The 19,927-nt window shown below is 45.5% G+C and carries 14 protein-coding genes; 1 reads left to right on the plus strand and 13 read right to left on the minus strand.

All coding sequences use genetic code 11. From position 1 onward, the window contains the following. Positions 1–4 precede the first annotated feature (4 nt). The 9 genes from BMX69_RS16195 to BMX69_RS16235 form a co-directional block, all read right to left on the minus strand. Positions 5–1,603: a xylulokinase gene (locus BMX69_RS16195; RefSeq protein ID WP_100042919.1), complete on the minus strand. Its 1,599-nt coding sequence runs from the start codon at positions 1,601–1,603 to the stop codon at positions 5–7. Positions 1,604–1,663: 60 nt separating this feature from the next. Continuing rightward, positions 1,664–3,157, minus strand: a complete 1,494-nt coding sequence (araA, locus tag BMX69_RS16200) for an L-arabinose isomerase (RefSeq protein WP_100042920.1) — start codon at positions 3,155–3,157, stop codon at positions 1,664–1,666. Between the two features lie 22 nt (positions 3,158–3,179). Beyond that, positions 3,180–4,676 carry an arabinosylfuranosidase ArfA gene (gene arfA / locus BMX69_RS16205; RefSeq protein ID WP_100043878.1) on the minus strand — a complete coding sequence of 499 codons (1,497 nt, stop codon included), beginning with the start codon at positions 4,674–4,676 and terminating at the stop codon, positions 3,180–3,182. 474 nt (positions 4,677–5,150) lie between these two features. After that, positions 5,151–6,581, minus strand: a complete 1,431-nt coding sequence (locus BMX69_RS16210) for a D-alanyl-D-alanine carboxypeptidase family protein (protein WP_054790056.1) — start codon at positions 6,579–6,581, stop codon at positions 5,151–5,153. A 363-nt stretch (positions 6,582–6,944) separates the two neighbouring features. Then, on the minus strand, positions 6,945–8,486 hold the full coding sequence (gene rny, locus BMX69_RS16215) for a ribonuclease Y (RefSeq protein WP_174715241.1): 1,542 nt from the start codon (positions 8,484–8,486) through the stop codon (positions 6,945–6,947). 143 nt (positions 8,487–8,629) lie between these two features. Beyond that, entirely contained in the window at positions 8,630–9,238 is a 609-nt protein-coding gene (locus BMX69_RS16220; RefSeq protein ID WP_100042921.1) for a regulatory protein RecX, read from the minus strand. Between the two features lie 64 nt (positions 9,239–9,302). Beyond that, on the minus strand, positions 9,303–10,397 hold the full coding sequence (gene recA / locus BMX69_RS16225; protein ID WP_100042922.1) for a recombinase RecA: 1,095 nt from the start codon (positions 10,395–10,397) through the stop codon (positions 9,303–9,305). A 564-nt stretch (positions 10,398–10,961) separates the two neighbouring features. Continuing rightward, entirely contained in the window at positions 10,962–12,314 is a 1,353-nt protein-coding gene (locus BMX69_RS16230; RefSeq protein ID WP_100042923.1) for an FAD-binding oxidoreductase, read from the minus strand. 420 nt (positions 12,315–12,734) lie between these two features. Then, positions 12,735–13,625: a S8 family peptidase gene (locus BMX69_RS16235; protein WP_100042924.1), complete on the minus strand. Its 891-nt coding sequence runs from the start codon at positions 13,623–13,625 to the stop codon at positions 12,735–12,737. A 159-nt stretch (positions 13,626–13,784) separates the two neighbouring features. On the opposite strand from BMX69_RS16235, the gene BMX69_RS16240 reads away from it, so the two are divergent. After that, positions 13,785–14,945, plus strand: coding sequence for a M20 family metallopeptidase (locus BMX69_RS16240; RefSeq protein WP_100042925.1), 1,161 nt, complete (start codon positions 13,785–13,787; stop codon positions 14,943–14,945). A 163-nt stretch (positions 14,946–15,108) separates the two neighbouring features. On the opposite strand, the gene BMX69_RS16245 is transcribed toward BMX69_RS16240, so the two are convergent. The 4 genes from BMX69_RS16245 to BMX69_RS16265 all read right to left on the minus strand — a co-directional run bounded on the left by BMX69_RS16245 (position 15,109) and on the right by BMX69_RS16265 (position 19,865). Beyond that, complete coding sequence (locus BMX69_RS16245) at positions 15,109–15,405, minus strand: ubiquitin family protein (RefSeq protein ID WP_166433202.1); 297 nt, start codon at positions 15,403–15,405, stop codon at positions 15,109–15,111. Positions 15,406–16,109: 704 nt separating this feature from the next. Next, entirely contained in the window at positions 16,110–17,381 is a 1,272-nt protein-coding gene (locus BMX69_RS16255) for a diaminopimelate decarboxylase (RefSeq protein ID WP_100042927.1), read from the minus strand. 186 nt (positions 17,382–17,567) lie between these two features. Beyond that, positions 17,568–19,004 carry a pyruvate kinase gene (gene pyk / locus BMX69_RS16260; protein WP_100042928.1) on the minus strand — a complete coding sequence of 479 codons (1,437 nt, stop codon included), beginning with the start codon at positions 19,002–19,004 and terminating at the stop codon, positions 17,568–17,570. Between the two features lie 15 nt (positions 19,005–19,019). Next, entirely contained in the window at positions 19,020–19,865 is an 846-nt protein-coding gene (locus BMX69_RS16265; RefSeq protein ID WP_025229922.1) for a rhomboid family protein, read from the minus strand. Between the last annotated feature and the right edge of the window lie 62 nt (positions 19,866–19,927).

Here is a 19,927-nt window from a genome sequence, read left to right on the forward strand (position 1 = left end):
CATATTATTTTAAGTGATCTACTGCGGCACGCTCAATGGAAAGTCCATTTCTGTACCGTTCCATAAAGGCCTGAAAACCTGCTTCATCCTCAGGATCAGGCCCCATTCTGGTCCCCCCGTCATCCTTAAATACCTTTTCAGCCAGGTAAAGATCCAGGGATTCCCCTTCCTCCTTCTTAAGCATGTAGGAGGCTAAAAGAGCAGCTCCCCAGGCTCCTCCTTCCCCGGCTGTCTCCATGACGGAAACCGGAACGCCCAGGGCGGCAGCCATGATCCGCTGTCCCACTCCTTTAGTCTTAAATAGTCCTCCATGGCCCAAAAGTACATTAAGCCGGACTCCTTCCTCAAAGAGGATATCCATTCCCATCTTTAATGCTCCCAAAGCGGTATAAAGATGGACTCTCATAAAGTTTGCAAGATTAAACCGGCTTTCCGGTGTCCGGACAAACAAAGGCCTTCCCTCTTCAAAATGGGTGATGTGCTCTCCGGACAAATAGCCGTAGGAAAGCATACCTCCCCCATCTTTATCTCCTTCCAGGGCCTTCTGGTAAAGAGTGGAAAACAGGGTATTCCTGTCTATTTTCATTCCCGCCGCATCCGCAAATTCCTCAAACAGGGAAACCCAGGCGTTTAAATCTGAGGTACAGTTGTTGCAGTGAACCATTGCTACTGCATCACCGGCTGGAGTGGTGACTATATCGATTTCCGGATATACTCTGGAAAGCTCTTTTTCCAGTACCACCATGGCGAACACACTGGTCCCGGCGGATACATTGCCGGTTCTTCTTGCCACGCTGTTGGTAGCCGTCATCCCTGTCCCGGCATCACCTTCCGGCGGGCAAAGGGGTATTCCAGGCTTTAAATTCCCGCTGGCATCAAGAAGCCGTGCCCCTTCCTCGGTCAGGGTCCCTGCCCTCTCTCCTGCTGTCAGCACCCTTGGCATAATATCCCGGAGCTTCCAGGGGAACTGACGGGGTGCAACCAGTTCATCAAACTGTTCAATCATGCGCTCATGGAAATCCTTTGCAGCACAGTCCACGGGAAACATCCCTGCACAGTCTCCGATGCCAAGGACCCGCTCTCCCGTCAGCTTCCAGTGGACATAGCCTTCCAGGGTAACCAGGTAATCAATTTCCGGCACATGCTCTTCCTGGTTAAGGATTGCCTGATAGAGGTGGGCAATGCTCCATCTCTGTGGGATTTGAAAGGAGAACAGCTCCGTCAGCTTTTCCGAAGCCTCTTCTGTCATGGTATTTCTCCAGGTCCTAAAAGGCACCAGCAGCTCCCCCTCCTTGTCAAATGCCATATACCCATGCATCATGGCAGAAAAACAGATGGCTCCAATGGTGGTAAGAGTTTCCCCATACCGCTCTTTCACCTCCTCTGCCATGTTTTTATAGCTTTCCCTTACTCCCTCCCAGATATCCGGTATGGAATAGGTCCAGACGCCGTCTACATACTGGTTTTCCCAGTCATAGCTGCCGGAAGCAATGGGATTATGTTCTTCATCTACCAGTACGGCTTTAATTCGCGTGGAGCCAAGCTCTATTCCCAGAGCGGTTCTCCCTTCCCGGATCGCTGCCCCTATTTGTTTTTCCATCATTTGAAACCCCTCCTGAATTATGTCCGCCCTTTTTCCTAAAGGGCGGCCCCTGTTATTTATTTAACGATATGCCATAGAATTCCATCTCAATTCATTTTTCAAATCTCTGATGGTGGTTTTTTCATCAATGAAAACAGCTTCAATTCCCATCGCTTCCGCCCAGTCACCCATCTGTTCTGCCGATAAATCATAGGTAAAGGCTGTATGGTGGGCGCCGCCGGCTAAAATCCAGCTCTCCGCTCCTGTGGTAAGATTTGGCTCAGGCGTCCAGAACGCAGTGGCAACCGGAAGCTTTGGCATGGTCTTTTCCGTCTTTTTACAATTTACAGTGTTGATGATCAAACGAAAACGGCTGCCCAGATCAATCAGGGATGTTGCTATCCCCTTTCCTTCCTTTGCAGTAAATACAAGACGTGCAGGTGCTTCCCTATCTCCCATGGACAGCGGATTTACTCTGATGCCTACCGTTCCATCTGCGATGGTGGGGCAAACCTCCAGCATGTGGGCCTGTAAGATCCCTTCTTTGCCGGGAACCAGGTTGTAGGTGTAATCCTCCATAAAGGAAGTTCCCTTCGCGCCCTTTGCCCCTTCGGTCATGATCTTCATCAGGCGCACCATAGCTGCTGTCTTCCAGTCTCCTTCCGCCCCGAAGCCATAGCCCTTTTCCATCAGGCGCTGGATGGCAAGGCCGGGAAGCTGCTTTAATGAGCCTAAATCCCCAAAGTGAGTGACGATTGCCTGATAATCCTTATCCTTTAAAAACCGTTCAAAGCCAAGCTCGATCTGCGCCTGAACCGCCACATGGGTCTTAAACTCCTCATGGTCCATGCCTTCCGTTAAAACTTCATATCTGCTGTAATATTCCTCCACCAGGGAAGAGATATCACCTGCTGCCACACCCTTTACATAATCTGCGATTTCATTGACTGGATAGGCATCGATCTCCCAACCGAATTTCATCTGGGCCTCTACCTTATCTCCTTCAGTAACCGCCACGTTTCTCATATTGTCAGCAACCCGGACCACGCGGATATGACTGCTTTCCATAATTCCCACCGCAGTCCGCATCCAGGAACCGATCCGCCTCTGGACTCCTTCATCATCCCAATGGCCTGCGATCACCTTTCTCGGAATCCCCATTCTGGTGACCATATGCCCGAATTCCCGGTCGCCGTGGGCCGACTGGTTCTCATTCATGAAATCCATATCAATGGTATCATAGGGAATCTCCCGGTTAAACTGGGTGTGCAGATGAAGCAAAGGCTTCCGGTACTCCTGAAGCCCTAAGATCCAGGACTTGGCAGGAGAAAAGGTATGCATCCAGGTAATCACGCCTGCGCAGGACTCATCGGTGTTAGCCTCATGAAACAGCCTGCGTATGGAGGTATTATCAATCAGCACCGGTTTTAAAATCACCTCATAGGGAAGAGCACCGGATGCGTTAAGACTTTCCGTGATGATCCGTGAATGCTCCGCAACATTTCTTAAGCATTCCTCACCGTAAAGATCCTGAGAGCCTGTTGCAAACCAAAATTTATATTCTTTTTTCACCATGTTTTACTGTCCCTCTCTTTCATTATTTTCCAAGCCGTATCACATTCCAAGACGCCTTGTGCAAGGTACTTGTCATGGTACCGCCATCCAGTGCAGACTGACTGGTTTGCTTTGGAGCCACCCGTTGGCAAAAAGGCCCGTTCTCCGCTTTCAAATCATCGCTTTCCAAAACCACATGCTCCAGAACCCGGTATCCTTCAAAGCTCCTCACATCCACAGTCAATTCCGCATCCTTTTTAAGATCCCTGTTCACCGCAAAGATGGTCACTTCATGAAGAGCCTCATTGTATACGGACACAGCTTCTACCGCAGTCACATCTTCATGGGCTGACGTATCGAATTTTGGCGTACTGATGACCGGGACAAGGGCCGTTCCACGTCCATATTGGGAAGCATGCATAAATGGATAAAAGATTGTCTGTCTCCATGCCTTTCCGCCTTTGGCTTCCGTCATAATGGGCGCGATCACGTTTACGAGCTGGGCCAGACATGCCATCTTCACCCGGTCCGCATGCTTTAACAGGGTAATAAGCATAAGGCCTACCAAAAGAGCATCTTCAAAGTTGTAAATGTCCTCCAGCATAGGAGGTGCGACCTGCCATGGGTGGTTTTTCGTGATGTCATCATCCGCCGCATTGGAGTGATACCAGACATTCCACTCATCAAAGCTGATCTTAATATCCTTTTTGCCCCTCTTTTTGGCCTTTACAAAATCACAGGTGGCAATGACGGTGCGGATAAACTGATCCATATCATCGGAGGAAGCAAGAAAATCCTGGCTGTCCCCCTTTTGGTTCCCATAATACTGGTGCATGGATATGTAATCCACATAATCATAGGTATGCCAAAGAGTCACTGCCTCCCAGTCCGGGAACGTAGGTATGGCTAAGTATGAACTTCCGCAGGAAACCAGTTCAATGTCAGGGTCAATGATCTTCATGGCTTTTGCCGTTTCTTCTGCCAGACGCCCATATTCCTCCATGGTCTTATGTCCGATCTGCCATGGACCATCCATCTCATTTCCCAGGCACCAGGTCTTTATGTTATGAGGCTCCTTATAACCGTGGCTGATTCTTAAATCACTGTATTTGCTGTTGCCCGGATGATTGCAGTATTCCAGCAGATTGCATGCATCCGCAATTCCTCTGGTTCCTAAGTTTACCGCCATCATTACATCAGAGCCTGCACTTCTGGCCCATGTTGTAAATTCATTTAGGCCAACCTTATTCTCCTCCAGACTTTTCCAGGCCAGATCCAGACGCCTGGGTCGATCATTTAAAGGCCCCACGCTGTCCTCCCAGTTAAAGCCAGATACAAAGTTGCCTCCAGGATACCGGATGATAGGAACATTTAATTCCCGTATCAGTTCCTTCACATCATCCCGGAAGCCATTTTCATCAGCAGATACATGTTCCGGACAGTAAATCCCGTCGTATACAGCCCGCCCCAGATGCTCTATAAAGGAGCCATAGATTCTTTCATCGACCTCTGCAATGGGAAACTCCCTGTCAATTATCATTTTTACTTTGTGAAACTCCATTGATATGATCCCGCCCTTCTGCCATAAACCAGACTTGTTATGTTCCAAATACCTTTTTATAAGAGTGACAAAATATCCTCTAACTATAATTTATTACTTGTACGCACCATTGCACAAGTTGTTTTTATGTATTTTACCACAAGAAGGCAGGTTTTACAAAAATATCCCCTAAGAGCCTGAAGAGAGAACGCACAAGGAATACACGTATTCTTTCTGATTTCTATGTTTTTTCCACAATCCACTGAATAAACCGAGGGAAAATGCACAATTTTAATTTTAAAATTCATGAATGTTTGTTGACACTTTTTCAGAAAAATGAGTTATATTAATAAATGTAACCCCCCCCCAATACATTATATAGTTTTTGCTACACCCCATAAGAAACGAAATACCTTCTCCGAAAAAGGACCAGCTTCCCCAGCTGGTCCTTTTCATTTTCTTTTATTCTTATGTTTATTTTTTATTCCGGCGTTGTTTTAAAATCTTTTCAAACGCTTCTTCTGCCCCTTCCGCTTTTAAGCGCCGCCTTCTCTCTTCTCTTCTGAGAGCGATCTCTCTGGCCTCTTTCTTTTTCTTATAAATGAAAAATCCGGTTCCGCCGCCTGCCAGTCCAAGAAAAGCAGCAATTCCTGCTATCGTAAGCACTCTGCTTCCCTTATGATCCGATGACTTTTTATTGGCGCCTGAATTTGTTTCTGATTCCACTGGTTTTGCTTCTGTGGATCCCTGTTCTGATTCCTGGCTCGTTGGTTCCGGAGCATTCTTCTCCATTAAGTAGGCCTGGCCCACCTTTCTGTCATTGTAGGAATATTGGATCATAGCTACCGCCCCTTTTGGACTTCCTTTCGGAAGCTCTGTTACAAGAGTCTTATCCGCCTGGGAGAACTCGGCTCCTTTGGGAATGGTTACAGTGCTGTCCGGTTCTAATTCCAGATCAGAGGGTTTATAAGATGTCCCTTTTATCTCAACAGGTTCTTCCCCTGATATATAACTGGTTTCATTCCCTGTAACAGGGAAGTTTTCAAAACGGCTGAAGCCAAATTCCAAAAGAGCTTTACCATCAATAAAATATTGCTTCGGGCTTCCCTTTAAAATAACGGAGATAAGCCTTTTTCCATCCTGCTCCCCATAGGTCACAAGGGTATTTCCTGCTTTAATTAGATATCCAGTCTTTCCTGCCACTGCTGACGGACAATAAAATTCACTCTTTGTATCCTTGGTCTTTACCAGACGATGCTCGTTGTAAATGGTAAGCCCCTCCGGATTATTGGATGTGGGGGGAATATTATGGCTGATTGCAGAGCTGATCTCCACAAGCTTTTTATTGCTGTAAGCAGCCTTTGCTATGAGTGCCATATCATAAGCAGTCACATACTGGGTGTCTCCATTAAGCCCTGACGGATTGTCAAAATGGCTTTCCGTACAACCAAGCTCCTTGATCTTATCATTCATCATGTCTACAAATCCCTCTCTGCTTCCGGCCACATGCTCCGCAAGAGCATTCGCTGCCTGGTTGCAGGAATGAAGGATCAGAGAGTAGAGACAGTCTTCCACAGAAAGCTTGTCACCTGTATCCACATTTAATTTATTGCCGCTGCCCTCCTCCACATTGTAAATGGCATCCTTTGAAAAGGTCACCATGTCGTCGAGTTTCGCGTTCTCTAAAACAATAAGAGCAGTCAAAATCTTCGTTATGCTGGCTGGCGGATAAGGGGCATGGATATTCTGGCCAAATATGACGGCCCCTGAATCCCCGTCTATAACAATCCCGGCTTCCGCCTGGATGCCCGTATCAGACGGCCAGTCCGGTTTCGCATATACAGTCATTAGAAACAGCTGGCTGACCAATATGCAGCTAATCAGTACTTTTATCCTCCGATTCACGTATCATCCTCCTGACATGAAATATGCCTTAAAGCCGCATTCAGATTATTATACGGTTTTAAGGCATTATATTACTTCGCACAATTTATTACTTGCCCCAAGATTTTTTAACTATAAGTATCTTACTGACCTTAGACCAATCTGAAAAAGGGCATTTATATTATAATACATCAAATCTTTGTTATATTCAAGAAAAACATTTAGAACTATATTGCCTTTGTTTGCTCTTTCTTATACCGTGAAGGCGTAACACCATATGTGGGTTCATTTCTCCTAAAGAAAAACTCAATTAAAAAATGCCCCAAACCCGCAAAAATACTAGTTTTTTACGGTTTAGGGCATTTATCATCTCAATCTGAACATTTACTTCGCGTAATCTGTAACTCTGGACTCCCGGATCACATTGACTTTGATCTGTCCCGGGTATTCCAGAGATTCTTCAATCTTCTTGGAAATATCACGGGCTAAAAGAACCATATCGTCATCGTTAATCTGCTCCGGTACTACCATAATCCGAACTTCGCGTCCTGCCTGAATGGCAAAGGACTTGTCCACTCCCTTAAAGGAGTTGGTAATATCTTCTAACTGTTTTAATCTGTTTGTATATGTCTCCAGAGTCTCTCTTCTTGCTCCAGGTCTTGCGGCAGATATTGTGTCTGCTGCCTGGACAATGCAAGCGATAAGGCTCTGTGGTTCAACATCGCCATGATGTGATTCCACAGTGTTCAGCACGATTGCAGATTCCTTATATTTCTTACATAACTCCACACCGAGCTGAATATGAGAACCTTCCATCTCATGGTCAACGGCTTTTCCGATGTCATGTAGTAAACCGGCACGCTTGGCCATGCGGATATCAAGGCCGATTTCTCCGGCCAACAGCCCTGACAATTGGGCCACCTCAATGGAATGCTTTAATGCATTCTGACCGTAGCTTGTTCTGTATCTCAGCTTGCCAAGCAATCTGATGAGTTCCGGATGAAGACCGTGAATGCCCACTTCAAGAGCAGCGGCTTCTCCTTCTTCACGCATATTGGTTTCTACCTCTTTTTGTGCCTTTTCCACCATTTCTTCAATTCTTGCAGGATGAATACGTCCATCCACAATAAGGCGTTCCAACGCGATTCTGGCTACTTCTCTACGAACCGGATCGAATCCGGATAATACAACAGCCTCAGGGGTGTCATCAATAATGAGTTCCACTCCCGTAAGGGTCTCTAACGTACGGATGTTACGGCCTTCCCTTCCGATGATTCTTCCTTTCATCTCATCGTTTGGTAGCTGCACGACTGAAACCGTAGTTTCTGCCACATGGTCAGCAGCGCATCTTTGAATGGCTGTAACCACGTATTCCCTCGCCTTTTTTTCGGCTTCTTCTTTTGCTTTGTTGTCAAGTTCCTTAATTAATTTCGCAGTGTCATGTTTAACGTCATCTTCAACAGATTTTAAAAGATATTCTTTTGCCTGTTCGGAGGTAAGTCCAGAAATTTTTTCCAGTTCCTGAATGCCTTTTTCATAGAGAGATTCCACTTCGGTATTTCTCTTATTCAGGGCGTCCTCGCGAGCAGCCAGACCTGCTTCTCGTTTTTCCATAACCTCGGACTTCTTGTCCAGGTTTTCTTCCTTGCTTAGTACTCTTCTTTCATAACGTTGAAGCTCAGCTCTTCTTTCCCTGGTTTCCTTCTCCAGTTCATTCTTAGTCTTTAAAGACTCTTCTTTTGCCTCAAGGAGAGCTTCGCGCTTCTTTGTCTCAGCGGTCTTTAATGCTTCATCTATTATTTCCCGGGATTTTTCTTCCGCAGTGCCAATCTTGCTTTCGTAAGCATTTTTACGATACGTGATGGCAGCAGACCAGGCAATAAAAGCAACTACTACTGATACTACAATTGCAATCAATATAGCCATGAATACTGATACTGACACAGGAGCACCTCCTTATTAGATTTTCATTGTACAACAATACAACACTACAATTTTAAACTGTTTTATACATTATGTCAAGTATTTCGCCCCTGTTTCAGGTATACTTATACACATTTTCCTTGTTGTCAGTATTCACTATAAATTCCGCCTAAAACACGGCTTATTGCATCGTAAGAAAAACCCCGTCTACCCAAGGCAGCCATCATTTTTCCTCGTTCCTTAAAGTCCATTTCCTCCGCTTTTATGCGCTTCTTATTCACATAGGCCCGTATCTGCGCCTCTTCATCCACAGGCTGTTCTCTAAGGATCTCCTGGATCACCTCTTTGTCAAGACCCTTTTTCTGCAGTTCGTACTGAATCTGCCGCCCGCTTTTCCGCTCTGAATTGAATTCCACGTATCTGCGGCCGTAGTTCTCATCGTTGATAAAGTTATGTTCTTTTAAAAAATCTATGGCGTAATCGGCAGCTTCTTTCGGATACCCTCCATCCTTTAACTTCCGTCTCAGTTCCTGTTCCGTCTTATCTGAGGATTTCAGAAGAAAAAGGACCCTTTCCCTGGCCCTTTTAAACAAAACCTCATTAAGGATCTCCTGATAAGTCTCTTCGGAAAGCGGCGTTCCTTCCTCTATCCCAAATTTTCTGATTTCCCCTCGATATAGGACAAGAGTAAAGTCTTCATCCAGAATGACTTTACTCCTGCGTTTATCAACGGGCACAATTTCCACAACTGTCATATAGGCCCCTTATTTTAACTTTTTTCCGGCGTTCATGAATTCGCCGGCCAAAACCTTGCGGAGATTACTCCTTGGGAGTTTCGTCTTTGCTTTCCTCTGCCTTGATTCTCTTGCTTTCCTTAGTGGCAGCTGAACCAGCACTCTCCGACGCTATACTGCTTTCTTCATGAAGCCCATACTTTATACGGACCTTGTTCTCTACCTCCAGGCAAACTGCCGGATTATCCTGAAGATAAGTCTTGGCATTTTCCCGGCCCTGGCCGATCTTGACATTATTATAAGCAAACCATGCTCCGCTCTTTTCCACGATATTCTCTTTTACCGCCAGATCCAGGATATCTCCTTCCTTGGAAATACCTTTGCCGAACATGATGTCGAATTCTGCCTCTTTAAATGGCGGTGCAATCTTATTCTTTACTACCTTTACACGGACCCGGTTACCTACCATATCTCCGCCCTGCTTTAAGGTCTCGATCTTACGGATATCCAGGCGGACAGACGCGTAGAACTTAAGGGCACGTCCACCCGTAGTAGTCTCAGGGCTTCCAAACATGACTCCCACCTTCTCACGAAGCTGGTTAATAAAGAGAACAATACAGTTGGACTTGCTGATGATGGCCGTCAGCTTTCTAAGAGCCTGGGACATCAGACGCGCCTGAAGACCCACATGGGAATCGCCCATATCACCTTCAATTTCGGCCTTTGGCACAAGAGCTGCGACCGAGTCCACGATTACTATGTCAACAGCACCGGACCGAACCATGGTTTCCGTGATCTCCAATGCCTGCTCTCCGTTATCCGGCTGGGAAATGTAAAGGTTATCAATATCCACTCCAATGTTCTTGGCGTAAACAGGATCAAGGGCATGCTCCGCGTCAATAAATCCCGCGATGCCGCCTCTCTTCTGAACCTCTGCAATCATATGTAGGGCAACCGTCGTTTTACCACTGGATTCCGGCCCGTAGATCTCCACAACCCTTCCCTTTGGAATTCCTCCCAGGCCAAGAGCAATATCAAGGCTTAATGCTCCTGTAGGTATGGTCTCCACGTTCATATTTGTGCCTGAGTCGCCCAGCTTCATAACAGAGCCTTTCCCATATGCCTTTTCTATCTGAGTAAGGGCGGCATCAAGCGCCTTTAGCTTATCATCTTTATTCATATTATCCTCCGACGCGAACAAATGTTCTTTTTCTGTTTATAATCATAGTATACTTCCGGGCAAATGTCAACCAGAAATTTATTCTTCTGAGCTCAATACGCATCACACTCCTGACCTGTACAGCAAAAAATCATTTTAATATATTCAATAGGGACGTTTTGGCGAAATGCCTGAAAGTTGAAGAAAAGACAAACTGCATTCATACTGTTAATTTACTATAGCATAGGAGGATTGGAGGTGCAACTACTATTTTGTAATAATGTCATCGGAATCAGGCCACATCATGCGGTATATCGAATGCTCCCTGGCCGCTCAAATACAGTTGTGCCTTCGCTTCATACATATGAGTGAACCGAAGTCTTAAACCACTTTATCATCTATCCTGCAATAAGCAAAATTAAGGAAAAAACCGTGCTATTCCCAAAATAATCCAGGTAAACACGGCTTTTATTATCAAACAGTTCACAAGAGTAATCCCCCATCAGCTCATCCCAAGTGTCTGCATCGTGGAAAGGCAGGTAACAGCATTCCTTTCCCACTATAGCCTTCCGCACTCTCTATCAGTTAGTCCCTGCATCTGGAAGCCGGCGGTATACTTTGCGGAAAGCGGAAAAAATTCTCCGGATCGTACTTTGCCTTAATTCCGGTCAAGCGCTCAAAGTTACCGCCATAGTATACCTTTGGCCAGTTTTCGATGGACAAATCCTGGGTGTTGATATAAACACCATTGGTATATGGCAGCATTTCCCTTCGAAATTGATCCACCCAATGAATACCGGGGCCTGCACCCTCGGGCTCGTTCCATGTGGCATAAATAGACATATTTGACAGCGCATTACGCTGGAAGTACGCTGTGGCTTTGCTGGAAATATCAGCTACCGCCCCACCCAAACCATGGAACAGGAGAGACACAGAAGCGGTTGGGGGATTTGTAATAAAACGCTGTATGATGTCAATTGCCTCATCCGGCAGCAATTCATCGACATAAGGCCCAACGCTTTTAAATGGCTCCGGGCTAACGGGCTGGGTCTTTCCAATGCGGGCTGCGGCTTCTACCCATGGTATATCCTCAATAAATACACTAGTAGGTGAACCGGACCGGAGCAAGGGACGAAGCAATTCGCGCAATACTTTGGCTGAGCCGAGAAACACCCCTTGTGCAAGCAAAAAGGATTGCTCTCCTGATATAATCGATAACAGCGGTGTAAACCTGTTGTCTGCGTCGGGAAGCGTGTATTCCTGCCAGGTCTTTAGCACCGGTTTTAAGTCTTCAAGTTCCCAGTTGATTGCAGCATAAGCCACCGTATCGATTTCGTGCGTACGAAAACGGAAGGAAGTGCATACGCCAAAGTTACCTCCGCCACCCCCCCGCAGGGCCCAAAACAGGTCTGGGTTGCGGTCGGCGCTTGCATGCAGCACACAGCCATCTGCGTCTACCAATTCTGCCTCCAGAAGATTGTCAATAACAAGCCCCCAAGGTCTGGAAAGGCTGCTATGCCCACCGCCCGAGGTAACGCCAGCAATACCAGGGGTGGGGCATAACCCCGGCGGAACGACTAAACCCTGTGAACCAAGTTCTTCTATAATTTCAACATTCCGAAGCCCTGTCTGGAGTGTGACTGTGCCTTTTTTGCGATATATCTCCAGTTGTTTCATTTCGCTGACATCGATGATAAGCCCGCCATTCAGCGCAGACAAACCCTCATAGTTGTGGCGTCCAGAGCGCATTCTAAGCGGTACTCCGGTATAACGCGCCCAGCGTATGGCATTGATGACATCCTGTGTTTCCTTTGCGAATACAATAACCAGTGGAAATTTATTAAAAAACGTATTGAATTCCTGGCGGGCGGAGTTGTACAGCGGATCATTTGGTAAAACAATCCGTCCGGTCAGTTCGGGCTCTTTTCTATATTTCATTGTTATTCTCCTTAATATTTGGACGCATAACATGCATGGTCCTCTTATAATATATGGCTCGTACAATGCTTTATTTCCCGAACGTAACCGCTGTCAAGAAGCCAAGTAAATCATATTTGCAAACAGCGCTGCAAACTGCTAATCTCAACTGTCCCACCAGAGCTGGGTATAAAATGGCGTGATTTACAAGCAAAATAGCATACATTAGCTCAAACATAGCCGGCTGAGAAATACGTTTTTATTCCTGCCATTAAGGACCTTCCAATGGCAGTGATGCAATTGTGGGCCTTTTTATAAGGGTAAGAGCCGTGTATTGGCTGTTATAACTCAAAGTCCCATAAATGATCGACTAAAAGATCAGGGCCTCCACGGGTCAAATTTTCCCGTAGAAGCCCTGTTGATATTCTTACCATTCTACTATTACATCAAAAGCCTCTCCACATCAAGCATCCCCCATCCCTGCTGATTTATGGGAAGACCCAGATCCACGGCCCGCTCTCTTAACATCAGTTTCACATCCCGGTTGGTCATATAGGGATATTTCTGAAGAAGAAGCGCAATTGCCCCTGAAACCAGGGGTGTCGACATTGAGGTTCCGCTTTTGGCAAGGTATTGCCCTGATTCGTTGGCGCAGCTGATAATCCCTGCCCCCGGAGCGATGATTTCCGGTTTGCAGATGCAGGCACCGGTGGGACCTCTTCCAGAATAATCAATCATCCGGTTTCCCATTACATTAACCTCTTTATAGTCATCTGAGCACCCCACAGTAATCACCTTCCGGCTGATTCCCGGAGTTGTGATCGTATTCATGCCCGGTCCCATGTTTCCTGCGGCCACACAGACCACCAGCCCGTCATCCCATGCCGCATTTACTCCACGCACGAGAACTGAATTCTCTGTCATCCCCTTTTTCGAAAAGGAACCAACAGAAATATTTACAATCCTGATCCCATACCTTTCTCTGTTATCACGAATCCATTTAAGTCCGGCCAGCACATCAGAAGCATAACCATTCCCTTTTTTATCCAATACCTTAAGCATAATGATATGGCACTCTGGTGCTATGCCCATATACATTCCTCCGGAAGCGATGCCGCTGCCTCCAATGATTCCTGATATATGAGTCCCGTGACCGTTATCGTCATAGGTATCCCTTCTGCGGTGTACAATATCTACAAAAGCCGCCATTCTATGTTCAAAGTCCTCATGAAGATAAATCCCCGTATCGAGAACTGCAACTCCAATCCCACGCCCTGTATAGCCCATATGATGGGCAGCATCACAGTGTATTGCTTCTCTCACATGATTCACAGTCCATTACCTGATTCCTTTTTTATTAGGATATTCCGGTTTGGCTCATGTGGTTTCTTTTCCTCTAAAATACGAAGGAGATTTTAGTCAAATACCATTTACTTTCTGCTTGTCCGTTCCTATAATGGATATAGAATAACAAGTAAGGAGATTATTATTATGGAAAATCATCGATCCGATGCCACTTTGCTGACACAGAACCTGATCCGCATCGACAGTACGGATCCCGGTGCTTACGAAAAAAATATTGCCGAATATATTTTTAACCGGCTATCTTCCCTGTCTGTCCCTGTCATAAAAAAAGAGGTCCTGCCGGGCCGTTATAATATTATGGCAAAAATTAAAGGAGAAATCGACGACCCTGCTCTTGTTTATATCTGCCACATGGATACGGTAACCATTGGAGACGGCTGGACAACCGACCCTCTTGGAGCAGAGGTTATTAATGGAAGGATTTATGGCCGGGGAGCCTGTGACATGAAATCCGGACTTGCCTGTGCGCTCTCCGCCTTTTCCGCCGTGGCAGAGGAGGCGGCTTCCGGAAAAATCCCCAGGCATTCCTTTGTTTTCATCGGTACTGTTGATGAAGAAGATTTCATGCGGGGAGTTGAGGATGTGATAAAAGAAGGCTGGGTGACTAAAAAAAGCTTTATTCTTGATACAGAGCCAACAAACGGACAGATCCAGGTTGCTCATAAAGGGCGTACCTGGTTTGAAGTCACCGTTACAGGAGTGACCGCCCATGCGAGCACTCCCTGGAAGGGGGCCGACGCCATTGCCGCTATGGCCGAGATCATATCTTCCATACGCCGCCGGATCGGAGAATGCCCCTCTCATGAGGATCTGGGCATATCTACCGTCACATTCGGCCAGATCGAAGGAGGATACCGCCCATATGTGGTTCCTGACCAATGCAAAGTATGGATCGACATGCGCCTGGTGCCTCCCACAGATACAGCTGCTGCCATCTCCATTGTGGAACAGGCCATCCGGGAAGCTGCGATCGCTGTTCCAGGGATCACCTCTTCTTATGAGATCACAGGAGACAGGCCATTCATCGAAAAGGATGAAAACTCCTATTTATTAAAAGCCCTGAAAGCCGCAGCAGAGGAAACCACAGGAAAAACAGTCCCTGTTTCCTATTTCCCCGGGTACACAGACACCGCTGTCATCGCTGGAAAGCTTCACAATCCCAACTGCATGTCCTATGGTCCCGGTGACCTGGAACTGGCCCATAAGCCGGATGAATTTGTCCCCTGTGAAGATATCTTAAGATGCGAGGAAGTGCTCACCAGACTGGCACGCTCCATTATCTTTTAGTATTTTCTTCCGGGTCCGGAATTGAAGTGAACCCAAAATGTTGGTTGAAACGCTAACATGGAGGGTTCCTTTTTTATGTAAAAGAAAAAAACGGGAAATAAACACCCATCGACTTAATATCGACAGATGTTTTCAAAAGGAGAATGGGACTGTTGGATTCCACCTACTCTAATTCAACACCTTTTAGATATAATTGCTGCAGAATAAAATCATTTATTCGATTATTAATTTCTGTTTTATCATATAAGCCATTGCAAATGTCATAAAACGCACCTACACTAATCTCACAAACAATTTTTTTACTTCCTCTTTTCCGTTCAAACTGGAAGATTCCATCATCATAAAATATTGTATAATCCTCATTGCTTTCTAGTCCCCTTAAACAATTCCTTATACTTTTATTTCTGTAAGTACCAGGAAATAAATGCCAGGTTCTACCCATTATATCTTTCACCTCCATATTAATATTATATACCAAGGTTTACCGAAAGAAAGTAAATATTACCTACAAATTTCGATAATTTTCTTATGCTAAAGTACGATACGCAAGAACACGACTCCTGCCAATGAGACTTCTTTTAAGGGCAGTATTGAAGAAGAACTCTATGATGTCCTGTACTATACTCTTGCTATCGCCAACCTGTATGATATTGATCTGGAAACATGGATTCCTATGAAAGAACGTATAAACGATGAAAAATACGGAACCCACAATGCAGACAAACTCCTTTCAAATGAATGGCATGGACCTTTCCGAATAATTCCACTGATTGGTCGTATTTATGTCACTAGTTGCGTAATACCTATTATTTTTCAAATAGTTCATGAGGGAGAGTCCAGATTTTTTTGCAATTTTATCAACATCTGATTTTTCCTCGTGAAGATTGAATTAAGAAAATCTTCATAATCTATTCAAACAATATACAAACTTTTCTCGAGGCGGTGTGTTATACTAATACCATAAGAAATGCACAATGTATCAATTATCCTTTCACCCTTTTTGAAATCCGAAAATCCTAAGAAAAATCTCCCCTGTGTCATGTGGCACAGGGATTTTTCTGCCCAAATTAAGAAAATACACGGTTTACAGGTAAAAAATAAAAGAGAAGTTTCCGGAATCTCCGGAAACCATCTCTCCTTCATTTATAATTTCTTACGAAATTATTAATATTTCATATCCTTCAGCACGTCACAAAAATCAAAGGTGGCAAAATAATCCCTGGGAGTCTCGGCCCTGCGGATCATCTCAACGGATCCATCTTCTTTTAAGAGCAGCTCCGCAGACTTTAATTTCCCATTATAATTATATCCCATGGCAAAGCCATGAGCTCCTGTATCGTGAATGAAAAGCAGATCGCCCACGGATATCTCAGGAAGGTTCCGGTCAATGGCGAATTTGTCATTATTTTCACAGAGAGAGCCTACCACATCATATTTATGGCCGCACACATCTCCCTCTTTTCCCATAACAGTGATATGATGGTAAGCACCATACATGGCCGGTCTCATTAGATTTACCGCACAGGCATCAACGCCGATGTATTCCTTGTGGGTGTGCTTCTCATGAATGGCCCTTGTTACCAGGCCGCCATAAGGCCCAAGCATGAAGCGTCCAAGCTCTGTGTAAATTGCCACATCTCCCATTCCTTCCGGCACCAGAATTTCTTCATAAACCGCTCTGACCCCTTCACCGATGGCCTTGATGTCATTAGACTCCTCCCCCGGACGGTAAGGAATTCCGATTCCTCCTGACAGGTTAATGAAAGAGATATGGGCTCCCGTCTCCTTTTTAAGCTCTACCGCAAGCTCGAAAAGCACCTTTGCAAGAAGAGGATAATATTCATTGGTTACCGTGTTGCTCGCTAAAAATGCATGAATTCCGAAGTTTTTAGCTCCATTGCTTTTCAATATACGGAAGGCCTCAAACATCTGCTCGGTCGTCATTCCATATTTGGAATCTCCCGGATTATCCATAATGTCATTACTGATCTTAAATATACCGCCCGGATTGTAACGGCAGCTGATGGTCTCCGGAATATGCCCGATGGCTTTTTTAAGAAATTCTATATGAGTGATGTCGTCCAGATTGATGATCCCGCCGATTTTGTCCGCATACTGGAATTCCTCTGCAGGCGTGTCATTGGATGAAAACATGATATCAGAGCCGGTAAAGCCAAGGCAATCAGACATCATAAGCTCTGTCATGGATGAACAGTCCGCTCCGCACCCATAATCCTTTAAAATATTCAGGATAAATGGATTGGGCGTGGCCTTAACCGCAAAATACTCCCGGTACCCTTTATTCCAGGAAAACGCCTCCTCTAACTTCTGGGCATTCTCCCTGATTCCCTTTTCATCGTATAAATGAAAAGGCGTTGGATACTCTCTCGCGATCTCTTCTAACTTTTCCTTTGTAACAAATGGTCTCTTGTCCATAGCTTTCCTCTCCTCTCGTAGCTTACCATATGCAAAAAGAGCCTGTCTCCGGCACATCTGCTGTAAGCTACATTGTACCGGGGATAGACTCCTTTGTCTACACTTTTCTTGTATAATTATTCATAGCAGAAGTAATCTGCGGTGTGCGATTTTAAACCTGCGGTTTTACTCGCTTACGGGCATCCCTTAATCTACGGTTACGACCCTCATGATGTTGGTATGTGCTGCCGGTTCATTTTTTCTTACCGGATTCACCACACCGGCAGTTACTACTACCGTTTCATTTTCCTTAACAATGCCTTTTGACTTTAACAGTTCCATGGAGGAATAAATCAAAACGTCAGTGGATTCTGCACGCTTTCCATGGAATGGCTTTACGCCCCAGTATAACTGCATCTGGCGAAGGGCGGAAGCACTTGGGGACAGGCCGATGATCAGGCTTTCCGGTCTCCATTTGGATAACAGTCTTGTCGTGAAGCCGGTGATGCTTGGAGCAACAATCACTCTGGCTCCCAGATCATGGGCAGTAGCAACAGAAGAATAACATACGGCGTTGGATACATTATGCACATTGACAGCAGAAACCTTGCGCTCTCTGTATGCGCTGTAATCCAGATGCTTTTCTGTCTCTTCCACGATGGACGCCATCATGGAAAGAGCTTCAACCGGATATTTACCCATAGCGGTCTCGCCGGAAAGCATTACTGCATCTGTTCCGTCATAAACTGCATTTGCCACGTCCGTTACCTCTGCTCTGGTTGGGCGGGGATTGCGGATCATGGAATCTAACATCTGGGTTGCCGTAATAACAGGTTTGCAGGCTTCGTTGCATTTTTCGATGATACGTTTCTGAATGAATGGAACCTCCTGGGCCGGAATCTCAACTCCCATGTCACCGCGGGCAACCATGATGCCGTCACTGGCTTCGATGATATCATCCAGGTTTTCAATGCCTTCCGCGTTTTCGATCTTGGCAATAACGGCAATATTGGAACCATGCTCTTCCAGGATTTTCTTTATTTCGTTTATGGCATCAGCGGTACGTACAAAGGAAGCTGCAATGAAATCAAAGCCCTGCTCGATACCAAACTTTATGTCCATTTTGTCCTTGTCAGTAAGCGCCGGAAGCTTTACCTTAACATTCGGAACATTGACGCCTTTTCTCTCTCCCAGCTCGCCGCCGTTAATGATCTTGCATGTAATCTCTTTGCCCTTTACCTCGATGACTTCCAGTTCAATCAGGCCATCATCAATGAGGATACGGTTTCCTGGGACTACATCTTCATTCAGGCCATCATAGTTAATATGTCCTTTTGTTTCATCTCCAACGATTTCCTCTGTTGTCAGGATATAGATTTCTCCCTCTTTCAGATTCACCTTTTTGCCGTCCTTCAAAAGTCCGGTACGGATCTCCGGTCCTTTTGTATCAAGAAGCGCTGCAATCGGAAGGTCAAGTTCCTCACGGATGCTCTTCAGTAAATTAAGGCGCATCTTCTGCTCCTCATAATCACCGTGTGAAAAGTTGAATCTGGCAACATCCATGCCGTGTTCGGCAAGTGCCTTCATCATTGCGTAATCGTTGGTATTAGGTCCCATGGTGCAAATAATCTTGGTTCTCTTCATCGTTATCCTCCGTAGCTAGTTGGTCGTATCACCGGTTGTGGGGTTGGACGGTGTTACATGTTTATGTGTATACAAATGCTCAGAACAGTATTCAAAACTGCCTTCGCATTTTGAACAATAACGGAATTCCAGGTTTGGGGAGTCCTTTTCGGTCCGCCCGCAGACGGCACACCGGTGGTGTGTCCATCCCTGGGGCTTTATCTTCATCTGCTTATTAAAATTTTGCTTTCTTTTGATCTCTTTTGGATTGAACCGGCTTAAATTCCGTGTCAAAACAAAAAAGATGATAAAGTTCAATAAGGACATGAATATCGTGACTCTGGTCGCTATATTGCCAGTGATAAAGCCATACAGGAAATAGATTCCGTTAAAGATGGCCAGCCATTTGGCTTTTATAGGAATCACGAAAAACAAAAGGAATTCCAAATCCGGAAATGTGGCGGCAAAGGCAAAGAACAGGGAATAATTGAGAAATTCCGTTGTCAGATATACCGTTTTTCCCATGAAAACATACACGATCAGCGCCGCCGCCACATGACCGATGACTCCCATGAAGAAATAGACATTAAAACGGAATGCTCCCCAGATCCTCTCCAAGTTTACTCCCAGCATGTAATACAAATACATGCTGATCAGGCTTAAGAACGTGCCGCCTCCCGGCGGATAAATCATAAAAGTGGCTATTCTCCACACCTGGCCGCTAAGTATCTTCCCAGCGTCAAGGGACAGGTACTGCCAGTAAAATCCCGGTGCGAGCATCTCCATTAAGAGTCCCACACCATACATACCGATGATATAGTACATCAGATTCGGAATCGCATACTTTCTGAATCTGTGTTCAAAATTATAAAAAAACTTCATGCTTTCCTCTTTTCTGCCCATGACTTTTGGGCATAAAGGTATACCCCCAGGGTGTCTCCTCT

Origin of the sequence: Lacrimispora sphenoides JCM 1415 (assembly GCF_900105615.1) — a bacterium.
Lineage (GTDB): Bacteria > Bacillota > Clostridia > Lachnospirales > Lachnospiraceae > Lacrimispora > Lacrimispora sphenoides.

Bases quoted from the DNA above. Each gene is read 5' to 3' on its own strand.
- BMX69_RS16195 (WP_100042919.1), bottom strand. From the start codon at position 1,603: ATGATGGAAAAACAAATAGGGGCAGCGATCCGGGAAGGGAGAACCGCT.
- araA (WP_100042920.1), bottom strand. From the start codon at position 3,157: ATGGTGAAAAAAGAATATAAATTTTGGTTTGCAACAGGCTCTCAGGAT.
- arfA (WP_100043878.1), bottom strand. From the start codon at position 4,676: ATGATAATTGACAGGGAGTTTCCCATTGCAGAGGTCGATGAAAGAATC.
- rny (WP_174715241.1), bottom strand. From the start codon at position 8,486: ATGGCTATATTGATTGCAATTGTAGTATCAGTAGTAGTTGCTTTTATT.
- BMX69_RS16220 (WP_100042921.1), bottom strand. From the start codon at position 9,238: ATGACAGTTGTGGAAATTGTGCCCGTTGATAAACGCAGGAGTAAAGTC.
- recA (WP_100042922.1), bottom strand. From the start codon at position 10,397: ATGAATAAAGATGATAAGCTAAAGGCGCTTGATGCCGCCCTTACTCAG.
- BMX69_RS16230 (WP_100042923.1), bottom strand. From the start codon at position 12,314: ATGAAATATAGAAAAGAGCCCGAACTGACCGGACGGATTGTTTTACCA.
- BMX69_RS16240 (WP_100042925.1), top strand. From the start codon at position 13,785: ATGGAAAATCATCGATCCGATGCCACTTTGCTGACACAGAACCTGATC.
- BMX69_RS16245 (WP_166433202.1), bottom strand. From the start codon at position 15,405: ATGGAGGTGAAAGATATAATGGGTAGAACCTGGCATTTATTTCCTGGT.
- BMX69_RS16255 (WP_100042927.1), bottom strand. From the start codon at position 17,381: ATGGACAAGAGACCATTTGTTACAAAGGAAAAGTTAGAAGAGATCGCG.
- pyk (WP_100042928.1), bottom strand. From the start codon at position 19,004: ATGAAGAGAACCAAGATTATTTGCACCATGGGACCTAATACCAACGAT.
- BMX69_RS16265 (WP_025229922.1), bottom strand. From the start codon at position 19,865: ATGAAGTTTTTTTATAATTTTGAACACAGATTCAGAAAGTATGCGATT.